Source organism: Streptomyces spinoverrucosus, assembly GCF_015712165.1.
GTDB lineage: Bacteria > Actinomycetota > Actinomycetes > Streptomycetales > Streptomycetaceae > Streptomyces > Streptomyces spinoverrucosus_A.
Map to the genome: position 1 here is coordinate 3,206,230 of NZ_JADPZX010000001.1, position 24,813 is coordinate 3,231,042.

23 protein-coding genes are annotated in these 24,813 nt (G+C 71.3%); 13 read left to right on the top strand and 10 right to left on the bottom strand.

Going from position 1 to position 24,813, the window contains the following annotated elements:
- The first annotated feature begins 22 nt into the window (after nucleotides 1–22).
- Together I2W78_RS14325 and I2W78_RS14330 are read left to right on the top strand one after the other, a co-directional pair.
- Entirely contained in the window at nucleotides 23–901 is an 879-nt protein-coding gene (locus I2W78_RS14325; RefSeq protein WP_196460103.1) for a L,D-transpeptidase family protein, read from the top strand.
- A 486-nt stretch (nucleotides 902–1,387) separates the two neighbouring features.
- Nucleotides 1,388–2,632 (top strand): IS110 family transposase, encoded by a 1,245-nt coding sequence (locus tag I2W78_RS14330; RefSeq protein ID WP_196460104.1) that lies wholly within the window; start codon nucleotides 1,388–1,390, stop codon nucleotides 2,630–2,632.
- Between the two features lie 94 nt (nucleotides 2,633–2,726).
- Here I2W78_RS14330 and I2W78_RS14335 read toward each other — a convergent pair whose 3' ends face one another.
- The 7 genes from I2W78_RS14335 to I2W78_RS14365 all read right to left on the bottom strand — a co-directional run bounded on the left by I2W78_RS14335 (nucleotide 2,727) and on the right by I2W78_RS14365 (nucleotide 9,039).
- Nucleotides 2,727–3,809, bottom strand: coding sequence for a hypothetical protein (locus I2W78_RS14335; protein WP_196460105.1), 1,083 nt, complete (start codon nucleotides 3,807–3,809; stop codon nucleotides 2,727–2,729).
- Nucleotides 3,809–4,477 carry an RNA polymerase sigma factor gene (locus tag I2W78_RS14340; RefSeq protein ID WP_196460106.1) on the bottom strand — a complete coding sequence of 223 codons (669 nt, stop codon included), beginning with the start codon at nucleotides 4,475–4,477 and terminating at the stop codon, nucleotides 3,809–3,811. The genes I2W78_RS14335 and I2W78_RS14340 overlap by 1 nt, the downstream gene beginning before the upstream one ends.
- Nucleotides 4,478–4,815: 338 nt before the next feature.
- Complete coding sequence (locus tag I2W78_RS14345) at nucleotides 4,816–5,238, bottom strand: hypothetical protein (protein ID WP_196460108.1); 423 nt, start codon at nucleotides 5,236–5,238, stop codon at nucleotides 4,816–4,818.
- Nucleotides 5,239–5,324: 86 nt separating this feature from the next.
- Nucleotides 5,325–5,942 carry an RNA polymerase sigma factor gene (locus I2W78_RS14350; protein WP_196460110.1) on the bottom strand — a complete coding sequence of 206 codons (618 nt, stop codon included), beginning with the start codon at nucleotides 5,940–5,942 and terminating at the stop codon, nucleotides 5,325–5,327.
- Nucleotides 5,943–6,125: 183 nt separating this feature from the next.
- Entirely contained in the window at nucleotides 6,126–6,548 is a 423-nt protein-coding gene (locus I2W78_RS14355) for a hypothetical protein (protein ID WP_196460112.1), read from the bottom strand.
- 142 nt (nucleotides 6,549–6,690) lie between these two features.
- Nucleotides 6,691–7,260, bottom strand: coding sequence for a hypothetical protein (locus tag I2W78_RS14360; RefSeq protein ID WP_196460114.1), 570 nt, complete (start codon nucleotides 7,258–7,260; stop codon nucleotides 6,691–6,693).
- Between the two features lie 153 nt (nucleotides 7,261–7,413).
- Complete coding sequence (locus I2W78_RS14365; protein ID WP_196460116.1) at nucleotides 7,414–9,039, bottom strand: beta-N-acetylhexosaminidase; 1,626 nt, start codon at nucleotides 9,037–9,039, stop codon at nucleotides 7,414–7,416.
- Between the two features lie 212 nt (nucleotides 9,040–9,251).
- On the opposite strand from I2W78_RS14365, the gene I2W78_RS14370 reads away from it, so the two are divergent.
- From I2W78_RS14370 to I2W78_RS14410, 9 genes are all read left to right on the top strand, one after another.
- Nucleotides 9,252–9,710 (top strand): 2-oxo-4-hydroxy-4-carboxy-5-ureidoimidazoline decarboxylase, encoded by a 459-nt coding sequence (locus tag I2W78_RS14370; protein ID WP_196460118.1) that lies wholly within the window; start codon nucleotides 9,252–9,254, stop codon nucleotides 9,708–9,710.
- Between the two features lie 239 nt (nucleotides 9,711–9,949).
- Entirely contained in the window at nucleotides 9,950–10,330 is a 381-nt protein-coding gene (gene sdhC, locus I2W78_RS14375; RefSeq protein WP_196460120.1) for a succinate dehydrogenase, cytochrome b556 subunit, read from the top strand.
- Between the two features lie 5 nt (nucleotides 10,331–10,335).
- Complete coding sequence (locus tag I2W78_RS14380; protein WP_196460122.1) at nucleotides 10,336–10,818, top strand: succinate dehydrogenase hydrophobic membrane anchor subunit; 483 nt, start codon at nucleotides 10,336–10,338, stop codon at nucleotides 10,816–10,818.
- 23 nt (nucleotides 10,819–10,841) lie between these two features.
- Nucleotides 10,842–12,596, top strand: a complete 1,755-nt coding sequence (sdhA, locus tag I2W78_RS14385) for a succinate dehydrogenase flavoprotein subunit (RefSeq protein WP_196460124.1) — start codon at nucleotides 10,842–10,844, stop codon at nucleotides 12,594–12,596.
- The gene (locus tag I2W78_RS14390) at nucleotides 12,596–13,357 is read left to right on the top strand and encodes a succinate dehydrogenase iron-sulfur subunit (RefSeq protein WP_196460126.1); all 762 of its coding nucleotides are present in this window, start codon (nucleotides 12,596–12,598) and stop codon (nucleotides 13,355–13,357) included. The genes sdhA and I2W78_RS14390 overlap by 1 nt, the downstream gene beginning before the upstream one ends.
- A gap of 180 nt (nucleotides 13,358–13,537) precedes the next feature.
- Complete coding sequence (locus I2W78_RS14395) at nucleotides 13,538–13,957, top strand: VOC family protein (protein ID WP_196460128.1); 420 nt, start codon at nucleotides 13,538–13,540, stop codon at nucleotides 13,955–13,957.
- A gap of 98 nt (nucleotides 13,958–14,055) precedes the next feature.
- The gene (locus I2W78_RS14400; RefSeq protein ID WP_196460130.1) at nucleotides 14,056–16,806 is read left to right on the top strand and encodes a CHAT domain-containing protein; all 2,751 of its coding nucleotides are present in this window, start codon (nucleotides 14,056–14,058) and stop codon (nucleotides 16,804–16,806) included.
- The gene (locus tag I2W78_RS14405; protein WP_196460132.1) at nucleotides 16,799–17,284 is read left to right on the top strand and encodes a hypothetical protein; all 486 of its coding nucleotides are present in this window, start codon (nucleotides 16,799–16,801) and stop codon (nucleotides 17,282–17,284) included. Before I2W78_RS14400 ends, I2W78_RS14405 begins: the two co-directional genes overlap by 8 nt.
- Before the next feature lie 89 nt (nucleotides 17,285–17,373).
- Nucleotides 17,374–17,958, top strand: a complete 585-nt coding sequence (locus tag I2W78_RS14410) for a Uma2 family endonuclease (RefSeq protein WP_196460134.1) — start codon at nucleotides 17,374–17,376, stop codon at nucleotides 17,956–17,958.
- Here the strand turns inward: I2W78_RS14410 and I2W78_RS14415 are convergent.
- Nucleotides 17,951–20,362 carry an MMPL family transporter gene (locus tag I2W78_RS14415; RefSeq protein ID WP_196464558.1) on the bottom strand — a complete coding sequence of 804 codons (2,412 nt, stop codon included), beginning with the start codon at nucleotides 20,360–20,362 and terminating at the stop codon, nucleotides 17,951–17,953. The genes I2W78_RS14410 and I2W78_RS14415 overlap by 8 nt on opposite strands.
- Nucleotides 20,363–20,529: 167 nt before the next feature.
- Between I2W78_RS14415 and I2W78_RS14420 the strand changes: the two genes are divergently transcribed.
- Nucleotides 20,530–21,219, top strand: a complete 690-nt coding sequence (locus I2W78_RS14420) for a response regulator transcription factor (RefSeq protein ID WP_196460136.1) — start codon at nucleotides 20,530–20,532, stop codon at nucleotides 21,217–21,219.
- Nucleotides 21,216–22,682, top strand: a complete 1,467-nt coding sequence (locus I2W78_RS14425) for a sensor histidine kinase (protein ID WP_196460138.1) — start codon at nucleotides 21,216–21,218, stop codon at nucleotides 22,680–22,682. The genes I2W78_RS14420 and I2W78_RS14425 overlap by 4 nt, the downstream gene beginning before the upstream one ends.
- 11 nt (nucleotides 22,683–22,693) lie before the next feature.
- Here the strand turns inward: I2W78_RS14425 and I2W78_RS14430 are convergent, their stop codons facing one another.
- The gene (locus I2W78_RS14430) at nucleotides 22,694–23,095 is read right to left on the bottom strand and encodes an ATP-binding protein (RefSeq protein ID WP_196460140.1); all 402 of its coding nucleotides are present in this window, start codon (nucleotides 23,093–23,095) and stop codon (nucleotides 22,694–22,696) included.
- A 135-nt stretch (nucleotides 23,096–23,230) separates the two neighbouring features.
- Complete coding sequence (locus tag I2W78_RS14435) at nucleotides 23,231–24,787, bottom strand: ABC transporter substrate-binding protein (RefSeq protein ID WP_196460142.1); 1,557 nt, start codon at nucleotides 24,785–24,787, stop codon at nucleotides 23,231–23,233.
- Between the last annotated feature and the right edge of the window lie 26 nt (nucleotides 24,788–24,813).

Sequence of the window (24,813 nt, forward strand, 5' to 3'; positions counted from 1 at the left end):
GGGTGAGAAGGCGGGGACTGGCATGCGCAGTGCTGGTACGGGCAGAGCGATCGCCGCGCTGGCGGCGCTGGTGACGGTGTGCGGCTGCACCGCGCAGAGCGTGGACGCGGAGGGAAAGCCACGCGGGCCGATCCACATCGAGATCACCGGCACCGCGCCCGCCCCACCGCCCGCCACCACCAAGGCTCCGGCGCAGCCACCCGCCGCCCCCAAGGCTCCCGCGCGGCCGCCCGCCACCTCCAAGGCCCCCGCGCCGCCGCCCGCCCCGGCCCCGGTCCTGTGGTCACGCGGCGACACCGGCCGTGACGTGCGTGAACTCCAGGCCCGACTGCGGCAGGTCGCGTGGTTGTTCGACGGGCCGACGGGGACGTACGACGACCTGACCGAGCAGGCCGTGAAGGGCTTCCAGGGCAAGCGCGGACTGCCGCGGACCGGCACCACGGACACCGTCACCTGGCAGCGGCTGCTGAAGATGACCCGCGAGCCCGGCCAATGGGACCTGTACCTGATGGGCGGCCAGCCCGCCGACGCCCCCGACCCGCGCTGTCTGACCGGCCGCGTGCTGTGCATCAGCAAGTCGAGTCGCACCCTGCGCTGGATGATCGACGGTCGCACGGTCACGACGCTGCCGGTGCGGTTCGGCTCGCAGTACACGCCCACCCGGGAGGGCCGGTTCAAGGTGTACTGGAAGTCCCGCCACCACCACTCCACGCTGTACGACTCGCCGATGCCGTACGCCATGTTCTTCAGCGGCGGACAGGCCGTGCACTACTCGTCCGACTTCGCCGCCCGGGGCTATGCCGGGTCCTCGCACGGCTGCGTCAACGTCCGGGACGAGGCAGCGATCGCGCAGCTGTTCGGGGAGGTGCGGAACGGCGACAAGGTCGTCGTCCACTGGTGAGGTTCGGGGCGCGGGCGGGACCGGGGGAACGTGTCCCGCCCGCGCTCAGGTGCACGAGCCGTAGGTACGGGGGGAACCCCGGCTCAGTGCGACAGCCGATGACCAGTCGGCTCACTCAGTACTGCGCCACCGCGGCCGAAAATGTCACACCGCTCGCGAAGAAATATCTACGGAACTGCGAAACCGCAGGTCAGCGAACCAGCGCACCTTTGGTGCGCGCCGGGGGCGTGGTAAATCCCGTGGCGTGCGCCGAAGGTGCTTCCGTCTGCCCTGACGTGGGGTGATGCCGGTCCGGGACGCTGGAGGGGTTCGTTCCGGCCGAAGCCGATGTCTCTGTGATGCCGGTGAGCTCGCAGGTCAGCGTGGCACTGAGGGCCGTCCACGGGAACCGTGGAGTGTTGCTGTGAGCACGTGCGTCAGAATTCCTGTTTCGCCCTGGCCCTCCCGGAACGGTGTACCGGTTGCCGGCTGGGAGGGAGCAGAGCTGTGGACGTGCTGCACGAACGCTGCGCTGGTGTGGACATCAGCAAGAAGGACGCCAAGGTGTGCGTTCGCACGCCGACTGCGAAACGGCGGGGGTCGTTCACCACCGAGACCACGACGTGGGGTTCGACGACGAACGCGGTCCTTGCGCTGCGGGATCACCTGCTCGCCGCCGAGGTCACCCTGGTGGTGATCGAGGCAACCAGCGACTACTGGAAGCCGTTCTACTACCTGCTGTCCGAGGACTTGGCCGTGATCCTGGTCAACGCCCGGCAGGTCAAGAACCTGCCCGGCCGCAAGACCGACGTCTCCGATGCGGCCTGGCTGGCCCAGCTCGGCGCCCACGGCCTGGTCAGGCCGTCGTTCGTGCCCGACCAGCCCGTGCGTGAACTGCGGGACCTGACCCGCGCCCGCACCCAGCTCACCCGCGAGCGCGGCCAGATCGTCCAGCGCCTGGAGAAGCTGCTGGAGGACACCGGGATCAAACTTGCCGCGGTTGCCTCCGACATCATGGGCGTCTCCGGCCGGGCCATGCTGGAGGCTCTCGTCTCGGGCGAACGCGAACCACAGACCCTCGCGGAGCTGGCCAAACGCAAGCTCCGCAACAAGATTCCCGAACTCACCGAGGCCCTGACCGGCCGCTTCCGCGACCATCATGCCTTCCTGGTCCGGCTGCACCTGGACCACTACGACCAGCTCACGGATGCGGTCGGGCAGCTGGATGCGCGGATCGAGGAGGCGATGGCCCCCTTTCGAGGCGCCCTCGACCTGCTCGACACCATCCCCGGGATCAACCGCGCGGTCGCCGAGGTGATCGTCGCGGAGACCGGCGGCGACATGGCCCGCTTCGCCTCCGCCCGGCACCTCGCCTCCTGGGCCGGGGTCTGCCCCGGCCACCACGAGTCCGCCGGCCGCACCAAGAACACCAAGGTCCGCCCCGGCAATCCCTACCTGAAGGGAGCACTCGGGCTCGCGGCGTTCGGCGCGGTGAGAACCAAAGACACCTACCTGCAAGCCCGTTACAAGCGGCTCACCGCCCGCCGCGGCCCGCTCAGGGCCCTGGTCGCCGTCGAGCACTCGATCATCACCGCGATCTGGCACATGCTCACCGACCACGTCACCTACCGCGAGCTCGGCGGCGCCTACTTCACCCAGCGCGACCCCGAACGCGCCACCCGCCGCGCGATCAACGCCCTCAACCAGCTCGGCTACACCGTCACCCTCAACCCGCTGGGAACCACAGCCTGACCACCCCACGACCGCCCGGCAGCCCCGGCAGCCCCTGCGGCCACCGGACGCTCAGCCCTGCCCAAACAACCCCTGACCTGGACCTATTTACGCGTCAGAGGGTTGAGTACGAGGGGTTCGGGGTCGGCAGCAGCGACTGCGTCTTCCGCGGCAGGTCGGGGACGAGGGCCGGCGGCCACGAGGAGGTGCCGGAGCGTGAGCCGCCGGTGAGGTCGGGAGCCGTGTCGTCGTCCCCGTCGTCCCCGTCGTCGCCGTCGTCGCCGTCGTCGTCGCCGCTGTCCTCGCCGTCGTCGCCGCGGCTGTCCTGGCTCTCGTCGTCGCCCTTGCGGCCGGACTTCTTGTCGTCGCCCTTGTCGTCCTTGCCCCAGCGCTTGTCCTCCGAGGCGTCGAAGTCGCCGAGGACGGCCTCGCAGTACTTGCGCACCCGCTTGGAACCGCCCGCCGCCTCCTTCAGGACCCGCTTGCGCCCGGCGTCCAGGCGCCTGCCCTCGCGCAGGTCGCGGCAGGCCGAGTTGACCGTCTTCCACCAGCTGCCGGCGTCGCCCGTGCGCTCCTCGGCGTCCCCGCCGGTGGACGGGGTGTCGTCGGCGGACGGGTCGGGGCTGCCGGGGGCGGACCCGCTCGGGGAGCCGTCCGGCGCGGCCGAGCCGGGCTGCTCGGGCCGCGTCGGCGACGGCGAGACCAGCGGACGCTCGGGCGGCTCGGCGGCCGACACCGAGGCGGCGGGGCCGGGTTCGTCGTCGAGGAAGGGCGTGCCCAGCACTCCGGTTCCGGCGGCGACGGCCACCCCACCGAGCATCGCGACGGCCAGCGCCGCGGCCAGCCCCAGGCGCACGGGACGGCCCCGGAACGGGCGGCGGGCAGCGGTCGTACGACCATCGGTCCGGCCGCCGATGCGCACCAGCCCGGCGTCGGACGGCCGCACCCGGCCGGTCGCGTCGAGGGCCGCATGCTCGCTGTCGCGGTCCGCCCGCGCCTTGCGGAAGGCGGCCAGCGCGGCGGCCTCACCGGGAAGCTCGTCGCTGGTCAGCGGGGTTCTGGCGGAGAGAGCGCCGAGCGTGTGGGCGAGTCGGGCGGCCTGCTCGCGGGTGGCGTCGTCGGCAGCGTCCAGTGGCTCTCCGCTCAGCAATCGCTCCGCCGTTTCGCGGTTCAGCCACCTGTACTGCTCGTCGGCCATCACATGTCCTTCTGCGTCCGCGTGCGCGTAGGCGTCACACTCGCGGACGTCACCGCGCGGTCGCGCGGTTCTCGCTGGGGCGGCAGGGCATCGAGCACACCGGCCGATTCCGGATCGCCGCCGAGGTCGCCGAGCAGCTCGGCGAGTCGTTTCAGCCCCCGGTGTGCCGCCGTGCGCACGGCTCCCGCCCGTTTGCCGAGCGTCTCGGCGGCGGTCTTCGCGTCGAGGCCCACCACCACCCGGAGCACCACGGCCTCGGCCTGGTCCTGCGGCAGCCGGGAGATCAGGGAGAGGGCGTGGTCGGTGGCGAGGGCCTCGATCGCCTCGCCCGCGGTGTCGGACTCGGCGGCCCGGCCGGTCAGCTCGGTCTCGTCCCCGCCGATCGCGGGTCGCCGGCCGCGCATCCGTATGTGATCCAGCGCGCGGTTGCGGGCTATCCGGGCGGCCCACCCCCGGAACCGGTCCGCGTCGCCGCTGAACCGTTCCAGGTCCCGGGCTATCTGCAGCCAGGCCTCCGACGCCACGTCCTCGGCGTCGAGGTCGCCGACCAGCGTCCGTACGTAGCCCAGCAACCGCGGGTGCACCGCGCGATACACCGTCCGGAACGCGGTTTCGTCCCCGCCCTGTGCCGCGAGCACCGCGGCCGTCAGCTCCGCGTCGTCCCCCACCGCGCGCCCCTCTTTGCGCCTTAACCGGCGCCGCTCTCGCGGACCGGGTTCTCGCCGTTGTGGTTCCTGAATCAGTGGTTGCGGTGCAAGGACCGCTGTGGTTGCGGTGGTCTGCCACCTCCGCACTCCGGCGCGAAAGGCACGTTACGTCTTGAAACCGCTCCACGTCCATGTCCGTAGTCGATGCAACTAACTCGTGACGCGCCCGGGGTGTGACAGAAAACGCAGTCATGACGCTGAAAGAAGTACGGGCCGCCGCGCGGCCCGTGCCGCGCGACGGCCGGGGCCTCTCCTGTGGGGGGTGGCGGCCCCGGCCGTTGCCTTGGCGGTGAAGTTCCTCACGGGTTCGGGGCGTTCGGTGTGGCGGGGGCGGTAGTCGCGGGCGGGGGCGCCGGACGATCTTCACGGCCGCCTCTGGGCGAATCCGGCGAACCGCTCGTCGCGAACACGACGCCGCCCACGGTGAGGCTCGCGAACAGCACGCCGAGCGTGGTCCGCACCGCGCGTGCCGGACGCCGTCGCCGCCGGGGGCGCCAGTCGTCCTGCCGCCGGGTGCGCGCCCGATGCGCTCCCGCGTCCCGGGCGGCCAGATACGCGGTCACGGCCCGCTGTTCGGCCTCGGCGTCCACGCCGTCGTCGCGGAGGGCGGTGCCGAGCAGCGCCGCGAGCCCCGCGTCGGGCTTGCCGGGCTCGGACACGGCGGCGTGCGGACGCGCCCGCCGACGGTCGGGGACCCCGCCGTCGATTCGCCCTTCGCCCATGTCCGATTCCGTCCCTGTACGAGCCACCCGGTCGCTGCGCCGGGTCGGCCGGGTCGGCTCCTCTTCGGGTCCGCCACCGACGTCGCTCACTTCGACTCACCCAGCGTCGGCGAGCCGTCATCCGTCACACCTTCACCGCCCAGTCGACGGGCGAGTTGCTTCAGCCCGCGGTAGGCGGCGGTGCGCACCGCGCCGGGCCGCTTGCCGAGGACGCGGGCGGCGGTGGGGCCGTCCAGTCCGACGACGACCCTGAGCAGCACGGCCTCGGCCTGGTCCCGCGGCAACCCGCGGACCAGGCTCAGGGCGTACTCGGTGGAGATGGACTCCAGGGCCTGCTCGTGAGTGGTGTGCCGGGCGGGCAGGTCCAGTACGTCCTGTTCGAGCGCCGTCGACCGGGGTCGCACCCGCCGCCGACGAAGGTGGTCCAGCGCCCGGTGCCGGGCGATGGTCGCGGTCCAGCCACGGAACCCGGCGCCGTCCCCCTTGAAGCGCCCGAGGTCCCGGGCTATTTCCAGCCAGGCGTCGGACGCCACGTCCTCGGCGTCGTCGCCGACGAGGCCGCGCAGATAGCCGAGCAGCCCCGGCTGCACGATCCGGTACGCCGCCGCGAACGCGGCCTCGTCCCCGCCCTGGGCGCGCGCGACCGCCGCGCCCAATTCCCCGTCGTACGCCTGTACGCGCCGGGTTTCCCCTCCCTGGCCCAAGACCGTCCTCGTTCGTACGGGTCGTAGCGATGTCCCCACGTGCGACACGTTCCGGCCGTGCCGACGCCCCCCGAGGTCATCAGCGTCGGGCCTCACAGAAGTGTCACAGCAGCCGGCAAGGTGAGACGGCGCCGGGACCGTGCGCACCGGGCCGGACGCCGACGCCGTGACGGCCCGGAACGATCAGGCCCCGCCGCTCGTCGCGTCCCTGCACAGCAGCCGCAGCGAGCCGTCGCCGCCCGCGAAGCAGCGGCGGGCCTCGTCGATGGGGTCCCAGAGGCGGCCGTCCGGCGTGCGGATCCAGTGGTCGCCACCGCTCGCCCACCACTCGGCGCCGGCCTGGCGGACGATCACCTCACCCGCGTACGCCCCGAGCCCGCGCAGCACGGTCTCCACGGCGGCGTACGGCGTGCCCTCCCGGCGCAGGTCGTCGATCAGCCGGTCGGCACGCCACAGCGACTGCGCGGAGTAGTCGAGCCGCAGCCGCGCCCCCTCACGCAGGGTCGCCACCGCGTCCGCCGCCCACCGCACCGGCTTCGCCGCAGCTGAGGGCCTGTTCTCGGGGGGAGCCCCCGCCTGGGTCGTCGTATCGGTCTGGGTCGTCACACTCGGAAAAGCGCCCCGCAGCAACGTTTCGTCACGCGTTTTCGACCACTGCCCGCAACCGGCGCAGGACCGCCCCAACGCGCTCTCAGGACAGTCACAGGATCCTCTCGCCCGGGCCGGTTTACGATCCCGAATCCGGGGCTCAGGCCTGCCGGGCCCGGCGGGACACCACCGCGCGGAGGACACGGCGGCCCTCCGTCGACACGTCCAGGGCGCGGCGCAGGCCGGCCGTGCCGTGTTCGGTGAGGAGCTCCAGGACGGTGATCTGGCGCCGCAGTTCGGCGGCGACCAGCGGGGACATGCCCTCCGTACCGCCCTCGCGCCGGGTGTCGACCGAGGCCGCGCCGTCCTCCGCGGGGTCGAGAAGGCGGTGGATCTGCAGGGACGCCACCGAGCAGCCGTCGGCCCACACCCGCGCCTCGGCGCCGGACCGCATGGCCGGGGCGGCGGCCAGCATCCGTCGGACCAGCAACGCGGCCTCGTCCTCGACGTCCTCCGCGTCCATGACGTCCGCGACGCCCAGCTGCCCGCGCGCCTTGTCCAGCAGCGCACCCCACTCGCCGACGTCGCCGTTGTCCGCCAGGTTCGCCCACAGCGGCCGCAGCACCTCGTCGTCGCCGCCCAGCAGAGGCACACACCGGTCCAAACAAGCCAGCGCGCTGACGGCCAGCCCTCGTTCGTCGGCCTGCGCGATCAGTTCCACCAGGCTCATCCACGCCTCCCGTCCCGGGGCGCCATCGCTTACGGAGCCCGCACTTCCCCTTACTGCGCGCCATACTGCCGTACTGTCACACCGGCACGGCATCGAGTCGGTGAAGGAACGGAAAGAGCAGGTTTCGGCCAACGGGTTCGCGTGGCGCCACTCTCAGCCGAGCTGATCCGCCAGGGTGCGGAACTCCGCCCAGGAAAGGTCCGGTTCGCCCGCGTCCCACAGTTTCTGGACGGTCGCCCGCAGCGGCATCCGTATACCCGCCGCGACCTGTTCCTGCGTCTGGGAGTTCGCGAGATCGCACCACACCGCGAACGAACCGCCGAGAATCTGCCCGTCGTAACGTGCCGCAACCGGTTGCGTCCCGCGCAACACCCGCGGCGTCCACTGCTCGTATATCCGCTCCCCCGTCGGATAGACGAAGGTCTGCGGCTGCCCGAGGACGTAGTACAGGAACTCGTCGTTGTAGTTGATGACCTGCCGTCCCGCCCTCAGATACTCGACCGGTAGCCGCGCCCCGATCTCCTTGCCCGTCCAGTACGCGACCTGGATGTCCTTGTCGGGCTGCACGGACGTACCGGCGTAGAAGCCGTCGTTCCACGCGCGCGGGGTGCGGTCGTGGGCGCGGACCGTGGCGGCGCGGTCGTTGAGCCAGCCGGTGGCGAGGTCGGCGACGGTCCCGCCGGCGCCGTACTTCTCCCGCGCGGCGGCCGCGAGCTGCGGGTACGAGGCCGCCGGGTCGGAGGCCATGAGCGCCCGGTACTCGTCGCCGCCGAGGTGCCACTGGTTGCCGGGGAAGAGACCGGCGTACTCGTCGAGCAGCTCGTCGATGATCTTCCCGGCCGCCGGATTCGCGATGTCGACCGCCCCGGTCGCCGCAACCCCCTGTGCGTTGCGCAACTGCAGATCGGGATGCGCGGCGATCACCGCACCCAGATGCCCCGGCGAGTCGATCTCCGGTACGACGGTGATGTGCCGGCTCTCGGCCAGCTGGACGATCCGCCGGACCTCCGCCTTGGTCAGGTGCTGCTGCGACACGATCTCGGGATGCGAGTCGGACTCGATACGAAAGCCCTGGTCGTCGGAGAAGTGCAGCCCCAGCTCGTTGAACTTGAGGTCGCCCAGCTCCCGCACCCGGTCCTCGATCCAGTCGGCCGTGAAGTGCTTGCGGGCGATGTCCAGCATCAGCCCGCGCCGCTCCTTGGCCGGCCCGTCCCGCACGACCCCTTCGGGCGCCGTGCCGCCGTCGTGCACGGTCTGCTTCAGCGTGCGGGTCCCGTAGAAGACCCCCGCCTCACCGGCCGCGCTGATGCTCACCCGCCCATCGCGGACGGTCATGGTGTACGACTCCCGGTTCGCCCCCTCGGCCCCGCTCAGCGCCAGCCGCAGATCCCCCGGCCGCTGGTCGCCCTTCTCCCCCGCGTACGTCAGCCCCAGCTCACCGGCGATCAGCCGCCCCTCGTCGGCCAGCCCGGCGTCGCTCACCACGACCCGCCGGCCCTGCTCGGGCCGCCAGCCGGGGCCGCGCGCCGGGGAGTGGTCCTGGACCGCCGGAATGGTGCGCGGCGCCGTGGACAGGGGGTAGGTGCGGGTGGGCGTCGGGCTCGGCGCGGCCGCCGCCGCGGGGTCGGAAGGATGCGCTGACGTGCCGGGCGGGGCGCCCTTGCCGGTCGACAGGCCCAGGCCGAGCCCGACGAGCACCACCGCGGCGGTGACCAGCACGATCAGCCACCGCGTCCGTATGTCGTTCCGCGCCGACGACCGGCGCCTGTGCTGGCTCACCCAGCCAACGTACGACCGAAAGCGTCCACCGCGCGTCCTTAAACTCTCCCGTCCGGGTGAATTTCAGGCATCCCTCGGACACGCCGTGACCACTCTCGATAACGTGACGGCACATCTCTCACAGCATCCCCTGCCGACACACGTGACGCCCACGAGGACCCACGCTGCCTGCGCACCGTCTTCCAGACCTCCCCGGCCGAGTCGCCATACCGGTGGAGCACTTCAACAGCGCCCCCGCCGAGGCCGTGCGGCACCTGCTGCTGAGCTGCCTGCACAGCCTCCGCTGGGCCAGGCGGGTCGCCGACCACCGCCCGTACCCGGACGCGGACGCCCTGATGGCGGCGGTGGACGAGGCGGCGTACGACCTGACGACGGCGGACCTGGCGGAGGCACTGGCGGCGGAGTCCCTGCCCGCGCTCCCGGCGGACACCTACTCCGCCGCCCATACGGCACTGAGCGCGGCACAGGCGGCGTACGAATCCCGCTTCGGACACGCGTTCGTCATCTGCGTGGACGACGCACCCCCGGACGAGATCCTCGACTGCCTCCTGGCAGCCATCCGGTCACGATTGACAAACGATCCAGAAGAGGAACGGACCATAGCGGCAGAAGAACTCCGCCGACTGGCAAAGGGGCGGCTGGCGAACGCCTTGAGGGGCGCGGGGCTGTAACGATTCGCGGCTCCGCCGCGTGGGCGCGACCAGCCACAATGCACCCGCACCCGGCACATAACAGCGCACCCCACCCCGAATAGCCCGTTCGACTGCCAGTTTGATCACATCCCCAGGCCCCCCGTAAGCGCCGCAGGCAACCGTCGCTACGATGCTGGGGGCCGGTGGACCGTACCCGGCCGGGCCCGTCCGACGCCGAAGCCGGCAGGCCCCAGTCCCCGCTCCCGGAGGGTTCTTCCGTGCCGGCTGGAACGCTGTACCGCGGCCGGGAAGGAATGTGGTCCTGGGTGGCTCACCGAGTCACCGGCGTCCTCATCTTCTTCTTCCTGTTCGTACACGTGCTGGACACCGCACTCGTCCGTGTCTCCCCCGAGGCCTACGACGAGGTCGTTGCCACCTACAAGACGCCGCTCGTCGCCGTGCTGGAGTACGGCCTCGTCGCCGCGATCCTCTTCCACGCGCTCAACGGCCTGCGCGTCATCGCCGTCGACTTCTGGTCGAAGGGCGCGCGCTACCAGAAGCAGATGCTCTGGACCGTCATGGCCGTCTGGGTCGTGCTGATGCTCGGGGCGATCTACCCCGTCCTCGGCCACGCCGCTCGTGAAGTCTTCGGGAGCTGACGCGCATGTCCACGACTGACACCACCGCTTCCGGTATCGGCCCCGTCGAGGGCGCCTCCGTCTACACGGTCGACAACCCGGCGCCGCTCATCGAGCCGCCGCGCCAGCGCACCAAGAAGACCCCGCGGACCACCCGCGGCAACTTCGAGATGGCCGCCTGGCTGTTCATGCGGCTGTCCGGCATCGTGCTGGTCGTCCTGGTCATCGGCCACCTGCTGATCCAGCTCGTGCTGGACGGCGGCGTGTCGAAGATCGGCTTCGCCTTCGTGGCGGGCCGCTGGGCGAGCCCGTTCTGGCAGGTCTGGGACCTGCTGATGCTGTGGCTGGCGATGCTGCACGGCGCCAACGGCCTGCGCACGATCATCAACGACTACGCGGAGCGCGCGAACACGCGCCTGTGGCTGAAGGGCCTGCTGTACACCGCCACGGTGTTCACCATCCTGCTGGGCACGCTGGTGATCTTCACCTTCGACCCGAACATCCGCTAGGCACGGGGCTGAGGTAACCGACCATGAAGATCCACAAGTACGACACCGTCATCGTCGGCGCCGGTGGCGCGGGCATGCGCGCGGCCATCGAGTCGACGAAGCGCAGCCGCACCGCCGTGCTGACCAAGCTCTACCCCACCCGCTCCCACACGGGCGCCGCGCAGGGCGGTATGGCCGCCGCGCTGGCCAACGTGGAGGAGGACAACTGGGAGTGGCACACCTTCGACACGGTCAAGGGCGGTGACTACCTGGTCGACCAGGACGCCGCCGAGATCCTGGCGAAGGAGGCCATCGACTCGGTCCTCGACCTGGAGAAGATGGGCCTGCCGTTCAACCGCACCCCGAACGGCACGATCGACCAGCGCCGCTTCGGTGGGCATTCGAGGAACCACGGCGAGGCCCCGGTCCGCCGCTCCTGCTACGCGGCCGACCGCACCGGCCACATGATCCTCCAGACGCTGTACCAGAACTGCGTCAAGGAGGGCGTGGAGTTCTTCAACGAGTTCTACGTCCTGGACCAGCTGATCACCGAGGTCGACGGCATCAAGCACTCGGCCGGTGTCGTGGCGTACGAGCTGGCGACCGGCGAGATCCACGTCTTCCAGGCGAAGTCCGTGATCTACGCGTCCGGCGGCACCGGCAAGTTCTTCAAGGTGACGTCGAACGCGCACACGCTGACCGGTGACGGCCAGGCCGCCGTGTACCGCCGGGGCCTGCCGCTGGAGGACATGGAGTTCTTCCAGTTCCACCCGACCGGCATCTGGCGCATGGGCATCCTGCTGACGGAGGGCGCCCGCGGTGAGGGCGGCATTCTCCGCAACAAGGACGGCGAGCGCTTCATGGAGAAGTACGCGCCGGTGATGAAGGACCTGGCGTCCCGTGACGTCGTGTCCCGCTCGATCTACACCGAGATCCGTGAGGGTCGCGGCTGCGGCCCCGAGGGTGACCACGTCTTCCTGGACCTCACCCACCTGCCGCCGGAGCAGCTGGACGCCAAGCTGCCGGACATCACCGAGTTCGCGCGCACCTACCTGGGCATCGAGCCGTACACGGACCCGATCCCGATCCAGCCGACCGCGCACTACGCGATGGGCGGCATCCCGACCAACGTCGAGGGTGAGGTCCTGGCGGACAACACCACCGTCGTCCCGGGTCTGTACGCCGCCGGCGAGGTCGCCTGCGTGTCCGTGCACGGCGCCAACCGCCTCGGCACCAACTCGCTGCTGGACATCAACGTGTTCGGCAAGCGGGCCGGCATCGCGGCGGCGGAGTACTCGCAGAAGGCGGACTTCGTCGAGCTGCCGGACAACCCGGAGTCCCTCGTCGTCGAGCAGATCGAGCGGCTGCGCACGTCGACGGGGAACGAGCGGGTGGCGACCCTGCGGCGTGAGCTGCAGGAGACCATGGACGCGAACGTCATGGTGTTCCGCACCGAGCAGACGATCAAGACGGCCGTCGAGAAGATCGCCGAGCTGCGCGAGCGGTACAAGAACGTGGCGATCCAGGACAAGGGCAAGCGGTTCAACACGGACTTGCTGGAGGCCATCGAGCTGGGCAACCTGCTCGACCTGGCCGAGGTCATGGCGGTCTCCGCGCTGGCCCGCAAGGAGTCCCGCGGCGGTCACTACCGCGAGGACTACCCCAACCGCGACGACGTCAACTTCATGCGCCACACCATGGCGTACCGCGAGGTCGGTGCCGACGGGTCCGAAACCGTCCGTCTCGACTACAAGCCGGTCGTCCAGACCCGCTACCAGCCGATGGAGCGTAAGTACTGATGGCTACCCCCGTTCTGGACAAGGTCGAAGCGGACTCCGCCGCCTCGCCTTACATCACCGTCACCTTCCGGATCCGCCGGTTCAACCCGGAGGTCTCGGCGGACGCGACCTGGGAAGACTTCCAGCTGGAGATCGACCCCAAGGAGCGTGTCCTCGACGGTCTGCACAAGATCAAGTGGGATCTGGACGGCACCCTGACGTTCCGTCGCTCCTGCGCGCACGGCATCTGCGGCTCGGACGCCATGCGGATCAACGGCAAGAACCGCCTTGCCTGCAAGACCCTGATCAAGGACATCAACCCCGAGAAGCCGATCACGGTCGAGCCCATCAAGGGCCTGACGGTCCTGAAGGACCTGGTCGTGGACATGGAGCCGTTCTTCCAGGCGTACCGGGACGTGATGCCCTTCCTGATCACGAAGGACACCAACGAGCCGACGCGTGAGCGGCTGCAGTCCGCCGAGGACCGCGAGCGCTTCGACGACACGACGAAGTGCATCCTGTGCGCGGCCTGCACCTCCTCGTGCCCGGTGTTCTGGAACGACGGCCAGTACTTCGGCCCGGCCGCGATCGTCAACGCCCACCGGTTCATCTTCGACTCGCGTGACGAGGCCGGTGAGCAGCGCCTGGAGATCCTCAACGACCGTGACGGCGTGTGGCGCTGCCGCACGACGTTCAACTGCACGGACGCCTGCCCGCGCGGCATCGAGGTCACCAAGGCGATCGCCGAGGTGAAGAAGGCGCTGATCACGCGCCGCTTCTGACGTTCCGTTCCGCTGCCTCACCGAGGGCCTCGCTCCGTTCCGGAGCGGGGCCCTCGGCCATGCGTGCGAAACGTCCCGACCGGCCACGGCCGGCACGGTCCTCGCCCCAACGAGTGATGACGTGGTCGCGGTGCCGTCGGGTGCCCGTCGTATCTCCGGGTCGCTGCCTAGCCTGACGGTATGCCAGATGACCAGTCGTACGAGCTGCTCGGGTTCGACAACGTGGTTCTGCCGGTCGGGGACCTCGGTGAGGCCGTGGGTTTCTATGAGCGGGCCGGGTTTGTCGTGGGGTTCCGGTTCGACGAGGCCGGGATCGCGTTGTTGCAGGTCGGGGACGAGACGCCCGGGATTCTGCTGCGGCAGGAGGACGAGTTCGGGCACCGGCCGCCGCCGTGGCCCTCCGCGCGGGTCTGGCTGGAGGTGCCGGACGCGCGGGTGGCGGCCCGTGCGCTGGCCGCGGCCGGTATCACGCCGCTGGACGAGCCGATCCCGGTGGCCACCGGGTGGGCGGTCGAGGTCGCGGATCCGTGGGGGAACGTCCTGGGCTTCACGGACTACGGCAAGCGGCCGGAGTTGGGGCGATCGCTCGATCTCGCGTGAAAGCGGTGCGGATGCTGCTGTCGAGGCGGCATGGTGGGGGCGTTACGCGGGGAAGTGCGCTGTGCGGTTGACGACCGGCACGGCCTTGGGGGGATGCGGTGGACGTCGATTTCCGGATAGAGGTCGGCCCGGGCGGGGCGGACGGCTACCCCGTGACGTTCCGGACGACGGACGGCGAGGAGGCGGCGGACGTACTGCGCCTGCCGCCGCCCCGTGAACTGGAGGCACTGGCGGAACGCGTACCCGACGCGGTGGTCGCGTCCTCGGCCCGCGTGCGCCGCGCCGCCGTGGGCAGCGAGGCTCCCGTCCGGGAGCTGGGCCGGATGCTGTTCGACGCCCTGCTGGGCGGGGCCGGTGCGGCGTTGCTGCTGGCGGCACGCAACCGGGCGGCCCAGCGGGGCGGCCAGGTCCGCATGGTGCTCCGCGTCCAGCCGCCCGAACTGGCCCGCCTGCCCTGGGAGTTCCTCTACGACACCGCCGAGGACACCTATGTCTGCCTGGAGGTGCCGCTGGTGCGGCACCCGCAGGTGGCCCGGCCGGTCGAGCCGCTGGTGGTGACGCCGCCGCTGCGGATCCTCGGCATGGTCGCACGCCCCGAGGACCAGGAGCCGCTGGCCGTACGGGCGGAGCAGCAGCGGCTGCGCGACGCCCTGTCCGACCTGCTGGCGGAGGGGCGGGTCGAGCTGGGCTGGGTGGGCGGACAGACCTGGCGCGACCTGCGCAACGCGGTCCGCCGCGACGCGCGGTCTGCGGTGCGCGGCGCCACGAGTTCCGCCGGGAGCCGCACCGAATGGCACATCCTGCACTTCATCGGGCACGGCGGGTACGACTCCGTCGCCCAGGAGGGCACGCTGGCGCTGGCCGGCGAGCACGGCGAGACGTACCCGCTGGGTGCCGGTCAGCTGGCGATGCTGCTCGCCGGGCACCCCTCGCTGCGGCTGGCGGTGCTCAACGCCTGTGAGACCGGGCGCGCGGACGGGCTCAACCCGTTCTCCAGCGTGGCCGGGGCCCTGATGCGCAAGGGCCTGCCGGCCGTCCTCGCCATGCAGTACGAGGTGAGCGAGGACGCCGCACTGGAGTGCGCACACGCGTTCTACGACTCCCTGGCCCGGCAACTCCCCATCGACGTGGCGGTCATGGAGGCCCGCCAGGCCATGACGCTGGCCCGCCCCGGCACCCTGGAGTGGGGCACGCCGGTGCTGTACCTGCGTTCCCTCGACGGTGGCGGCCACCTCTTCGACTTCGCCGGTACGGCGGACCCGGCACCGCCGGAGCCGAGACCGGTGCCCGGTCCGGCCGGTGCGGAGCCGAAGGAGGGAGAGGAGATCAGCCTGGAGGAGCTGTACGCCGAAGGGCTGGCCGCCCTGTACACGGATCGGTGGCGGGAGGCCGTCGAGGCGTTCCGCGCCGTCCTCGCCCGCGACTCCGACTACCGCGACTGCCGGGCCAAGCTCGCCCAGGCCCGCCACGGCCAGCGCCTCGCCTCGCTGTACGCCGCCGCGACCGCGGCCGCCGCCGCCCGCGACTGGGACCAGGCGGTCGACCACCTCGAAGCGATCGCCGCCGTCGAACCCGGGTACGGCGACTCCGCCGCGCTGCTGGAACAGGCCCGTGCCGAGCGCGATCGGGCGCGGCTGCGGGCCGAGATCGTCACCCTGCACCGCTCCGGCCGCTGGCAGGCGGTCCTGGCCGTCGCCGAACGCCTGCGGCACCCGGCCGTCCCCGATCCCGAGGTGGCGGCCATGGCCGACGCGGCCCGGGAGGCCCTGGCGGCGGCCGACCGCGCCCAGACCCTCGCCGCGCGTTATCGCGAGGCGCTGGACCACATGGACGGCGGGCAGTGGCGGGAGGCGCTGGGGGCGCTGCGGGCGGTTCGCGCGCTGGACGCCGAGTACCGGGACACCGGGCGGCTGCTCGCGAAGGTGCGCGAAGAGGTGCGCGGCACTGGCGTCCGGCCCCTCGCCGCCGCCCCGTTGCCCGTCGTCACCGCGCCCCACACGGTTTTCGCGGTGGCCTTCGGTCCGGACGGCAGCCGACTCGCCCTCGGGACCGGCCGACGGGTCGCGATGATCGCGGACGACCAGGGCAATGTGCTGCACACCCTGCGGCACGGCGGCATCGTCGCCGGCGTCTGGGGCGTCGACTTCAGCTCCGACGGAACACGCCTGGCCACGGGCAGCGGCGATCTGACGGCCCGGACCTGGGACGTGGAAACCGGCGCCGAGGTGTCCTCGCACTACACGGGTCACACCGTGCACGCCGTGTCGTTCAGCCCGGACGGCCATCGCCTGGCCTGCTGCGATCTGGGCGGCAACATACGGATGCTGGACATCGGCAACGGCACGGAGCTGTGGCGGCTCTCCGATCAGCACCAGGGCAGCGCGAGAAGCGCGGTGTTCGACCCGCTGGGCGGCCGTGTCGCCACCGTCGGCAACAACGACCTCGCACGGATCTGGAACGCCGAGACCGGTGCCGAGCTCATGAACGTCACCCACCCCAGAAGCATGCTCCAGGTGAGGTTCAGCCCTGACGGCGGCCGCCTCGCCACCGCGAGCGACTCCCACACCGCGCGGGTCTGGGACGCGGAGACCGGAGCACAGCTGCTGGAGGTCGGCCACGCCGGTCAGGTGAACGCCGTGAGCTTCAGCCCCGACGGCGCCCTTCTGGCCACCGGCAGCCACGACAGGACCGCACGGGTCTGGAACGCCCACACCGGCGACCAACTGCTGGTCATCAACCACGGCGACCGGGTGCGGGACGTCGTCTTCGCCCCCGACGGCGAACGCCTGGCCACCGCGAGCGGGAAGCAGGTCCACCTGTGGCGACTGGAGGAGAACGACCATGACTGAACCCACGTCCCTGCGCGCCGACATCGTCGTCGCCCATCACGTCACCCGTGAGCAGGAGCGACCGCTCACCGATGCCCTCGCCGCCCTCGGCGTCACGGCCGGCGTCCGCGAACTGCCGGTCCGGCGGGCGACCGAGCAGCTGACCTGGCTGGTCCTGATCGCCCTGCCGTTGCAGGCGTTCCTCGGCATGCTGGGCCAGAAGGCGGCGGAGGGCGCCTACGGCAGGTTCCGGGAGGCCGTTCGCGGCCTGCGCCACCGCACGGGAGGTTCCGCCGGGGTGAGCCCCCGTCCGGTGGTCCTCCAGGACCCGTCCACCGGTCTGCGCATCGTCCTGGAACACGACCTGCCCGAGGCGGCCTACCAGCAGCTGGTGACCCTGGACCTCACCCGCTACCGCCACGGCCCACTCCACTACGACCGCACCCTGACCCGCTGGCGCTCGGAACTCGACGAGGCCGATCAGCACGGGGCCGGGTGATCACTTTCGGGTGATGTCGTCACTGGCGTGCCCCGGGAGGGCGCCTGACCGACGACGATGCTCCCGGCACCGATTCCGGGAGGTACGAGATGTCGTCGGCAACCAGCGGCAAGGCGTCGCTCGCAGCCATCGCGCGGCACGTCGAGGCGAGAAAGCCCGGGTGGCGCACCGAGATCGTCCAGGGAGGGCTCATCGTGTCTCCGCTGAGAGACGGCCCTCATCTGGAGGCCGTGGCCGAGGTCATGCTGGTGTGCGCCACGGCCGGCCTGCACGGCGGCGCAAGCAGGGTGATACAGGGCATCGGCCTGTGTCTGCCGGAAGAACCGGAGGACTACGCGGTACCCGACCTCTCCGTGGTGAACGCCGACTACCGAGAACACCTGGTCCGGGGGAACTGCTACGCCTCGGACTGCTTCCGCCTGGTGGCGGATGTCGTCTCCGACGAGCTGAACTCCAAGGCTGATGCCTACGCCCTGGCGAAAATCCCCGTCTACGTCGTCGTCGACCGCGAGAACCAGGCCCTGCACGTCCTCACCGACCCCGCCGAGGACGGTTACGCGCACCATCGCGTCCACGCCCCCGGCGAGATCGTCACCCTGCCGGACTCGATCGGCGCCAACGTCTCCCTCGACGTCCAGCGGATCCTCAAGGCCGGTCAGCCGTCGGTCAGTTGACCGCGTCCACCTCCCCCTCGGCCATCTCCGTCAACTCCACGTCGTACACCAACGGCCCCTCGGCGACCACCACATGCACCGCCCGCGAGGCATACGACGCCGCTGTCGCCGCCAGCAGATACGTCCCCGGCCCGGGCACCGCCACGATGTACGAGCCGTCCGCCAGGGACGTGACCCGGTCCAGCTGACGGCCGCCGCGGGACAGCAGCGTCACCGCCGCGCCCTCCACCGGCTCGCCGTCCGCCGTGCGGATGAAGCCGTGGATCACCGAGGAGGGACCTTCGGGCACCGTCTCCACCGGCTCCTCCCTCGGCTCCACCGCCAGATGCGGCAAGCGCTTCTCCAGCCCCGCCGGCAGCCACCAGTTCGCGCGCCCGAGCAGATGCATCGCCGCCGGCACCAGCGCCGTACGCAGGATGAACGCGTCCAGCGCGACCGCCGCCGCCAGCCCGATGCCCGCCATCGCGCCCTCCATGTCGCCGCTCAGCACGAAGGCACTGAACACGCAGATCATGATCAGCGCCGCGCAGTTGATGACCCGACTGGTCTCCGCGAGCCCGACCCGCACCGCCCGCGCGTTGTCCTTCGTGTGCACCCACTCCTCGTGCATCCGGCTCACCAGGAACACCTGGTAGTCCATCGAGAGGCCGAACAGCAGGGACAGCATGATGACCGGCAGGAACGCCGTGATCGGGCCCTCCTTGCCAATGCCGAGCAGCTCCGTGCCCCAGCCCCATTGGAAGATCGCCACCAGCACACCGAAGGACGCGGCCGCCGCGATCAGGTTCATCACCGCCGCCGTCAACGGGACCACCAGCGAGCGGAAGGCGACCAGGAGCAGCAGGAAGCCCAGCGCGATGATCGTCGCGATGAAGTACGGCAGCCGGTCGCCCGTCACCGACGCGAAGTCCTTGAAGACCGCCGTGACGCCTCCCACGTGGGCCTCGGCGCCGGACGCCGGGATCACCTCGTCGCGCAGTACGTCGATCAGCCGGTCCGTCTCCTCGGACTGCGGTGAGGTCGTGGGCACCACCTGGATGACCGTGACGTCGTTCGCGGGCGGTACGGCGGCCACCTGGGCGACGCCCTCGGTGGACTCGATGCGGGAGACGAGCGAGTCGGGCGCCGGGCCGTCGACCACGACCTGGAGCGGGCCGTTGAAGCCGGGGCCGAAGCCCTCGGCGAGCAGGTCGTACGCCTGCCGGGTGGTCGTCGTCGCCTGGTGGTTGCCCTGGTCGGTGGCGCCCAGCCGGATGGACAGCACGGGGAGGGACAGCACCACCATGACCGCGAGCGCGAGTGCCGCGATCGCACGCGGGCGCCTTTGGACGTACGACGACCAGCGCGCCGCGAGCCCGCTCGCCTCCTCCGGCTCCGGTCCCGCATGGGCCAGCCGGTGCCGCTGCCGGCGGCTGAGCACCCGCATGCCGAGCAGCCCCAGCAGCGCGGGCAGCAGGGTGACGGCGGCGAGGATGCTGAACACGACGGTGAGGGAGGTCGCGATGACCACACCGTCCAGGAAGCGCAGGTTCATCACCAGCATGCCGGCCAGCGCGATGCAGACCGTGCCGCCCGCGAACAGCACCGCGCGGCCGGAGGTGTTGAGGGCGGTGACGGCCGCCTCCTCCGGTTTCGTACCGCGCAGGATGCCGCGCCGGTGCCGGGTGACGATGAACAGCGCGTAGTCGATGCCGACGCCGAGACCGATCAGCGAGCCCAGCAGCGGGGCCACGTCGGGCACGTTCGTGACATGGCTGAGCAGCATCGTCGAGAGCATGCCGGTGCCCACTCCGAAGATCGCCACGACGATCGGCAGCAGCATCGCGAACAGCGAGCCGAAGGCCAGGAACAGCACGACCGCCGCCGCCACGATGCCGACGAGTTCGGCCGTGCCGGTGGGCGGCTCCTGGGTGCGGGCGATCGCCTGACCGCCCAACTCCACCTGGAGTCCGTCGCGTTCGGCCGCCCGCGCGGTGTCGACGACGTCCTCGATCAGCTCCACCGGGATGGCGTTCGCCTGCTCGGTGAAGGTGATCTGGGCGTACGCGATCCGTCCGTCCCGGCTGACCTGCGCCGCGCCCCGCTCCCCGGCGTACGGGCCGGAGACCTCGCCGACGCCGTCCATCCGGCCGATCTCGGCCAGCGCGGGCTCGATCCGGGACCTTACGTCCGCGTCCCGCACCGAGCCCTCGTCGACCTTCCACACCACCGTGTCGGTGTCGCCGGCGCTCTCCGGGAAGGCCTTCTCCATCAGGTCGTACGCGCGCTTGGAGTCCGTGTTCGGCAGGGAGAAGACGTTCGCGTAATCCGTGCCCGCCGTCGTCGCCGTGAAGCCCAGTCCGAACAGCGCCCCCACCCACAGCACCAGGACCACCAGCCGGTGCCGATAGCACCACCGTGCCAATGTCGCCACGCTCAACGCTCCTTCGTCACAAGTCGGTTGGTCCCCCAGGTCCTGCGCAACAGGATTGGCGGCACCGCACGGGCGTGGACACGACCCGGCCATGACTCTCAAGGAACTCCAAAGCGAAGGCGGGCCCCGTTGTCAGTGCCCGCGCCGATACTGGGGGCATGACGACGGCTCCCGGCACCGTGCTGGTCGTGGAGGACGAGGTGAGCATCGCCGACGTCCTCGCGATCGCCCTGCGCTACCACCGCTTCGAGGTCATGACCGCGGGCACCGTCCGCGAGGCGCTCACCCTGGCCGAGCGCACCCGGCCCGACGCGGCGCTGCTCGACGTCATGCTCCCGGACGGCGACGGCCGTGCGCTGGGCCGTGAACTGCGCGCGCGACGCCCCGACCTGGCGCTGGTCTTCCTCACGGCACGCGACTCACCCGCGGAGATCGTCGGCGCGCTCGGCTTCGGCGACGACTACATCACCAAGCCGTTCAACATAGACGAGGTCGTCGCCCGGGTCACCGCCGTGCTGCGCCGCACCCGCCCCGCCGACGTCCTGCCACAGCGACCACCCCTGCGGTACGGCGACCTGGAGCTCGACGAGACGACGTACTGCGTGCACCGCGCGGGCAAGTCGGTCGAGCTGACCCCGACGGAGTACGCGCTGTTGCGCTTCCTGGTGCGCAACGGCGGCCGGATCGTGCCCAAGGAGCAACTCCTGCGGCACGTCTGGCAGTACGAGCACATGCCGCCCGAGTCGACCGTCGTGGAGACCTACATCAGCTATCTGCGGCGCAAGCTGGACACCCTGGGACCGCCGGTGATCACCACCCGGCGCGGCGTCGGGTACGGGCTGGCATGAGGTGGCCGACGTGGCGCGGTGGGCGCGGCCCGCGCTCCCTGCGCGGCAAGCTGACACTGGCGAACGTGCTGCTGCTGGCCCTCGGCGTGGTCGTGGCGACCTGCGTCAGCGTGATGGGCATGCGGCTCTATCTGCTCGACGCCGTCGACCGGGAGCTGATGCTGTCCCGGGACTCGATCGGTGACGCGCCCCTGACCTTCGAGCAGGTCGACTCGCTGACCTCGCTGTTCGCCCTCAGCGAAAAACTGGCCCCCGACTCCTCCGACGCGGAGGCGGACTCACCGGTGCAGGGTTCGGTCTTCGTGGCCGTGGACCGCGGCGGGCAGGCCCGGACCATCGGCGGCATCGCCCCGACCGACACCCAGCGCGCCCTGGCCGCCGCCGTGGACGACCCGGCGGTCCTCGCCGCCGACACCGAGCCACACGATCTGAAGGTGCGGGGCGACCACTACCGCGTCACCGCCGGACAGCTCGCCGACGGCACGACGGTGCTGCTCGCCACCTCGACCGAGTCGCTGCAGCAGGTCGTCGCCCGCGCCGTCAAGCTCGACCTCGCCGCCGGCACGCTGCTGCTGGCCATGCTGGCCTGGCTGACGATGTTCAGCGTGCGCCGCCGGACCCAGCCCCTGGAGGACATGGTCGAGACGTCGACAGCCATCGCCGAGGGCGACCTCACCCGGCGCGTGCCGTCCAGCCGGGAGGCCACCCTGGAGGTCGAGCAGCTGCGGCTCGCCCTGAACTCCATGCTCCACCAGGTGGAGTCGGCGTACCGCACGCGCGAGCACAGCGCGGCCCAGCTGCGCCGCTTCGTCGCCGACGCCTCGCACGAACTGCGCACCCCGCTGTCCGCGATACGCGGCTACCTCCAGCTCTACGACAAGGGCATGCTGCGCGAGGTGGCCGACCGCAAACGCGCCTGGGAGCGGGTGCTCGCGGAGGCCGACCGGATGGGCCGGCTCGTCGACGAACTGCTCACCCTCGCCCGCCTCGACCAGCAGCCCGAACTGCGGTTCCGCAATGTCGACGTGAGCCGTCTGGTGCGCGAGGCGGCCGAGGATCTGCGGGTGCAGCAGCCGGAGCGGCCGATATCCGTCCGCGCCGACGGCTCGGTGCTGGTGCACGCCGACGAGTCGGGGCTGCGCCAGATCCTCGGCAACCTGCTGGCCAACGTGCGCATTCACACGCCCGCCGACGTGCCGGTGCGGCTCGGGGTGGAGCGGGAGGACGACGGGGCGGTGCGGCTGTGTGTCGCCGACGACGGGCCCGGGTTGGACGCGGAGGACGCGGCTCGCGTCTTCGACCGTTTCTTCCGCGCGGGAGGCGGCGCGGGCAGCGGGCTGGGGATGGCGATCGTGCAGGGGGTGGTCCAGGCGCACGGAGGCGAGGTGGGGGTGCGTACGGCGCCGGGTGAAGGGCTTGCGGTGACGGTGACGTTGCCGGTGCGGGCGCCGGTGCCGGTGTAGGGCACAGGTGGTCATGCCTGGGCGTGTATCAGTGCCCACACCGTCTTGCCGTGGCTGCCCCGGCTCCACACGCCCCACGCGGCGGCGATGTGCTCCACCAGGTGCAGGCCCCGGCCCGCCTCCTCGGTGTCGGCGACCGTCCGGAGGCGGGGTGTCCGGCGGCCCTCGTCGGAGACCTCGATGAGGCAGGAACCGTCGGCGAGCGCGGTCACCGCGACCTCGAACTCGGCTTCCGTCCGCGGCCCGTGGCGTACGGCGTTGGTGGCGAGCTCGGACACCAGCAGCACCGCGTCCGCCAGCGACGGGGCGTCGGGTCCGTGCCCCCAGTCGGTCAGATGGTCCCGCACCCGGCGTCGGGCGAGACCGACGGAGGCCGGGTGCCGGGGCAGCCGGAAGGCGTAGCGTCTCACCACGTTTGCTCCTCACCGCACGCACACCTCCGACACATGGTGCTGTGTTCGAGGGCTGTCCGGCGTCACTTGGGCGGATTCGGCGGCTGTCGAGGCCACGGGATCACGTCGGTTCGCCACCGTGCGGCGGTCGGGCCGTCAGATCCAGGTGAGTCGCCAGAGGCGCAACACGCCGGTGCCGTCCGTGAGATACGGTCCGCCGCCGACGGCCTCACCGGTGACGACGTACTCCTTGCGCTGCCACAGCGGGATGACCGGCACTTCGCGTGCGACGGTCTCCTGCAGGGTGCGCAGTTCGTCGGTGGCGCGGCCGCGGTCGGCGTGCTGGCGGCTGGCCAGGATCAGCCGGTCGACGTTCCCGTTGGTGTAGCCGGTGTTCATGGTGGAGCCGCTGCCGACGAGCGGGGCGCCGAAGGTGTCCGGGTCGGGGTAGTCGGCGACCCAGCCGACGGCGTACAGGTCGAGCCGGCCGGACGCCCAGCGCCGCTGGAAGTCGGTCCACTCGTAGCCCTCGACGGTCACCTTGAACAGGCCGCTCTCCTCCAGTTGTCGCCTGAGTTCCGCGGCCTCCTCGGCGGCGGCACCGCGGCCCTTGCCGTAGCCGAAGGTGAGGTGAACCGGGAGGGTGACGCCGGCCCGGGTGAGCAGGGCGCGGGCCCGGCGCGCGTCGCGGGTCGGGTAGTTGTCGAAGAAGGACGTGGTGTGGCCCGTGATACCGGCCGGGATCAGTGAGTAGAGCGGGTCGACGGTGCCCTTGTACACGGTGGCGGCGAGCCGGTCGCGGTCGATCAGCCAGCTCATGGCCTGCCGGACGCGGGCGTCGTGCAGCGGTGAGCCGGCGCGGACGTTGAGGTGGAGGTTGCGGGTCTCGGAGCTGTCGGACTCGAAGACGCGCATGTCGGGGTCGCTCGGGGACAGGTCGGCGAGCAGGTCCGGGGGCAGCCGGCGGGCCGCCACGTCGACCGTGCGGGACCGCCAGGCCCGGGCCAACGCCTCGGAGTCGGTGTAGTAGCGGAGTTCGACGGGCTGTCCGGTGCCGTCGGCGGCGCCCTGGTAGGCGGGGTTGGGGGCGAGGATCGCCTGTTTGTTCGCCGTGTACGCGGTGAGGGTGTACGGGCCGGTGCCGTCCACGGCATTGTCCTCACGCAGGGCGTCCGCCGGGTATTTGGTGCGGTCGACGATCGAACCGGCTCCGGTGGCGACCTTGAACGGGAAGGTCGCGTCGGAAGCCGACAGGTTGAAGGTGACGGTACGGTCGCCCGCCTCTACCGACTTCAAGGTGTCGAACAGGGATGCGGGGCCGACCTTGGAATTGATCCTTTTCACCCGGTCGAAGGAGAACTTCACGTCCTCGGCGGTCATTTCCCGCCCGTCGGGAAAGGTGAGACCCGCGCGCAGCTGACAGCGGTACGTGCGCAGGTCTGGGCCTGTGAAATCGCAGTTGCTCGCCGCGTCGGGCTCGGGCGTGGCGCCGCCCGGCTCGAAGGTGAGCAGCGACTGGAAGACATTGCTGTACAGCCCCCAGGAGCCGGCGTCGTAGGCGCCGGCGGGGTCGAGCGAGGTGACGGCGTCCGTCGTGCCGACGGTGACGGTGCGGCCCGCGTCCCCATGCGTCGGTAACAACTGCCAGGCGACTGCTCCCGTCGCCGCGAGTACCAGTGATGCCGCGACAATCCGCAAGCGAACCGATCGCATAGGCGCCCTCCCCAAGGCCCTACCCG

Coding starts and splice junctions, on each gene's coding strand:
- I2W78_RS14325 (WP_196460103.1), top strand. CDS start 23: ATGCGCAGTGCTGGTACGGGCAGAGCGATCGCCGCGCTGGCGGCGCTG.
- I2W78_RS14380 (WP_196460122.1), top strand. CDS start 10,336: ATGTCCACGACTGACACCACCGCTTCCGGTATCGGCCCCGTCGAGGGC.
- I2W78_RS14335 (WP_196460105.1), bottom strand. CDS start 3,809: ATGGCCGACGAGCAGTACAGGTGGCTGAACCGCGAAACGGCGGAGCGA.
- I2W78_RS14435 (WP_196460142.1), bottom strand. CDS start 24,787: ATGCGATCGGTTCGCTTGCGGATTGTCGCGGCATCACTGGTACTCGCG.
- sdhA (WP_196460124.1), top strand. CDS start 10,842: ATGAAGATCCACAAGTACGACACCGTCATCGTCGGCGCCGGTGGCGCG.
- I2W78_RS14410 (WP_196460134.1), top strand. CDS start 17,374: ATGTCGTCGGCAACCAGCGGCAAGGCGTCGCTCGCAGCCATCGCGCGG.
- I2W78_RS14395 (WP_196460128.1), top strand. CDS start 13,538: ATGCCAGATGACCAGTCGTACGAGCTGCTCGGGTTCGACAACGTGGTT.
- I2W78_RS14345 (WP_196460108.1), bottom strand. CDS start 5,238: ATGGGCGAAGGGCGAATCGACGGCGGGGTCCCCGACCGTCGGCGGGCG.
- I2W78_RS14405 (WP_196460132.1), top strand. CDS start 16,799: ATGACTGAACCCACGTCCCTGCGCGCCGACATCGTCGTCGCCCATCAC.
- I2W78_RS14420 (WP_196460136.1), top strand. CDS start 20,530: ATGACGACGGCTCCCGGCACCGTGCTGGTCGTGGAGGACGAGGTGAGC.
- I2W78_RS14425 (WP_196460138.1), top strand. CDS start 21,216: ATGAGGTGGCCGACGTGGCGCGGTGGGCGCGGCCCGCGCTCCCTGCGC.
- I2W78_RS14390 (WP_196460126.1), top strand. CDS start 12,596: ATGGCTACCCCCGTTCTGGACAAGGTCGAAGCGGACTCCGCCGCCTCG.
- I2W78_RS14360 (WP_196460114.1), bottom strand. CDS start 7,260: ATGAGCCTGGTGGAACTGATCGCGCAGGCCGACGAACGAGGGCTGGCC.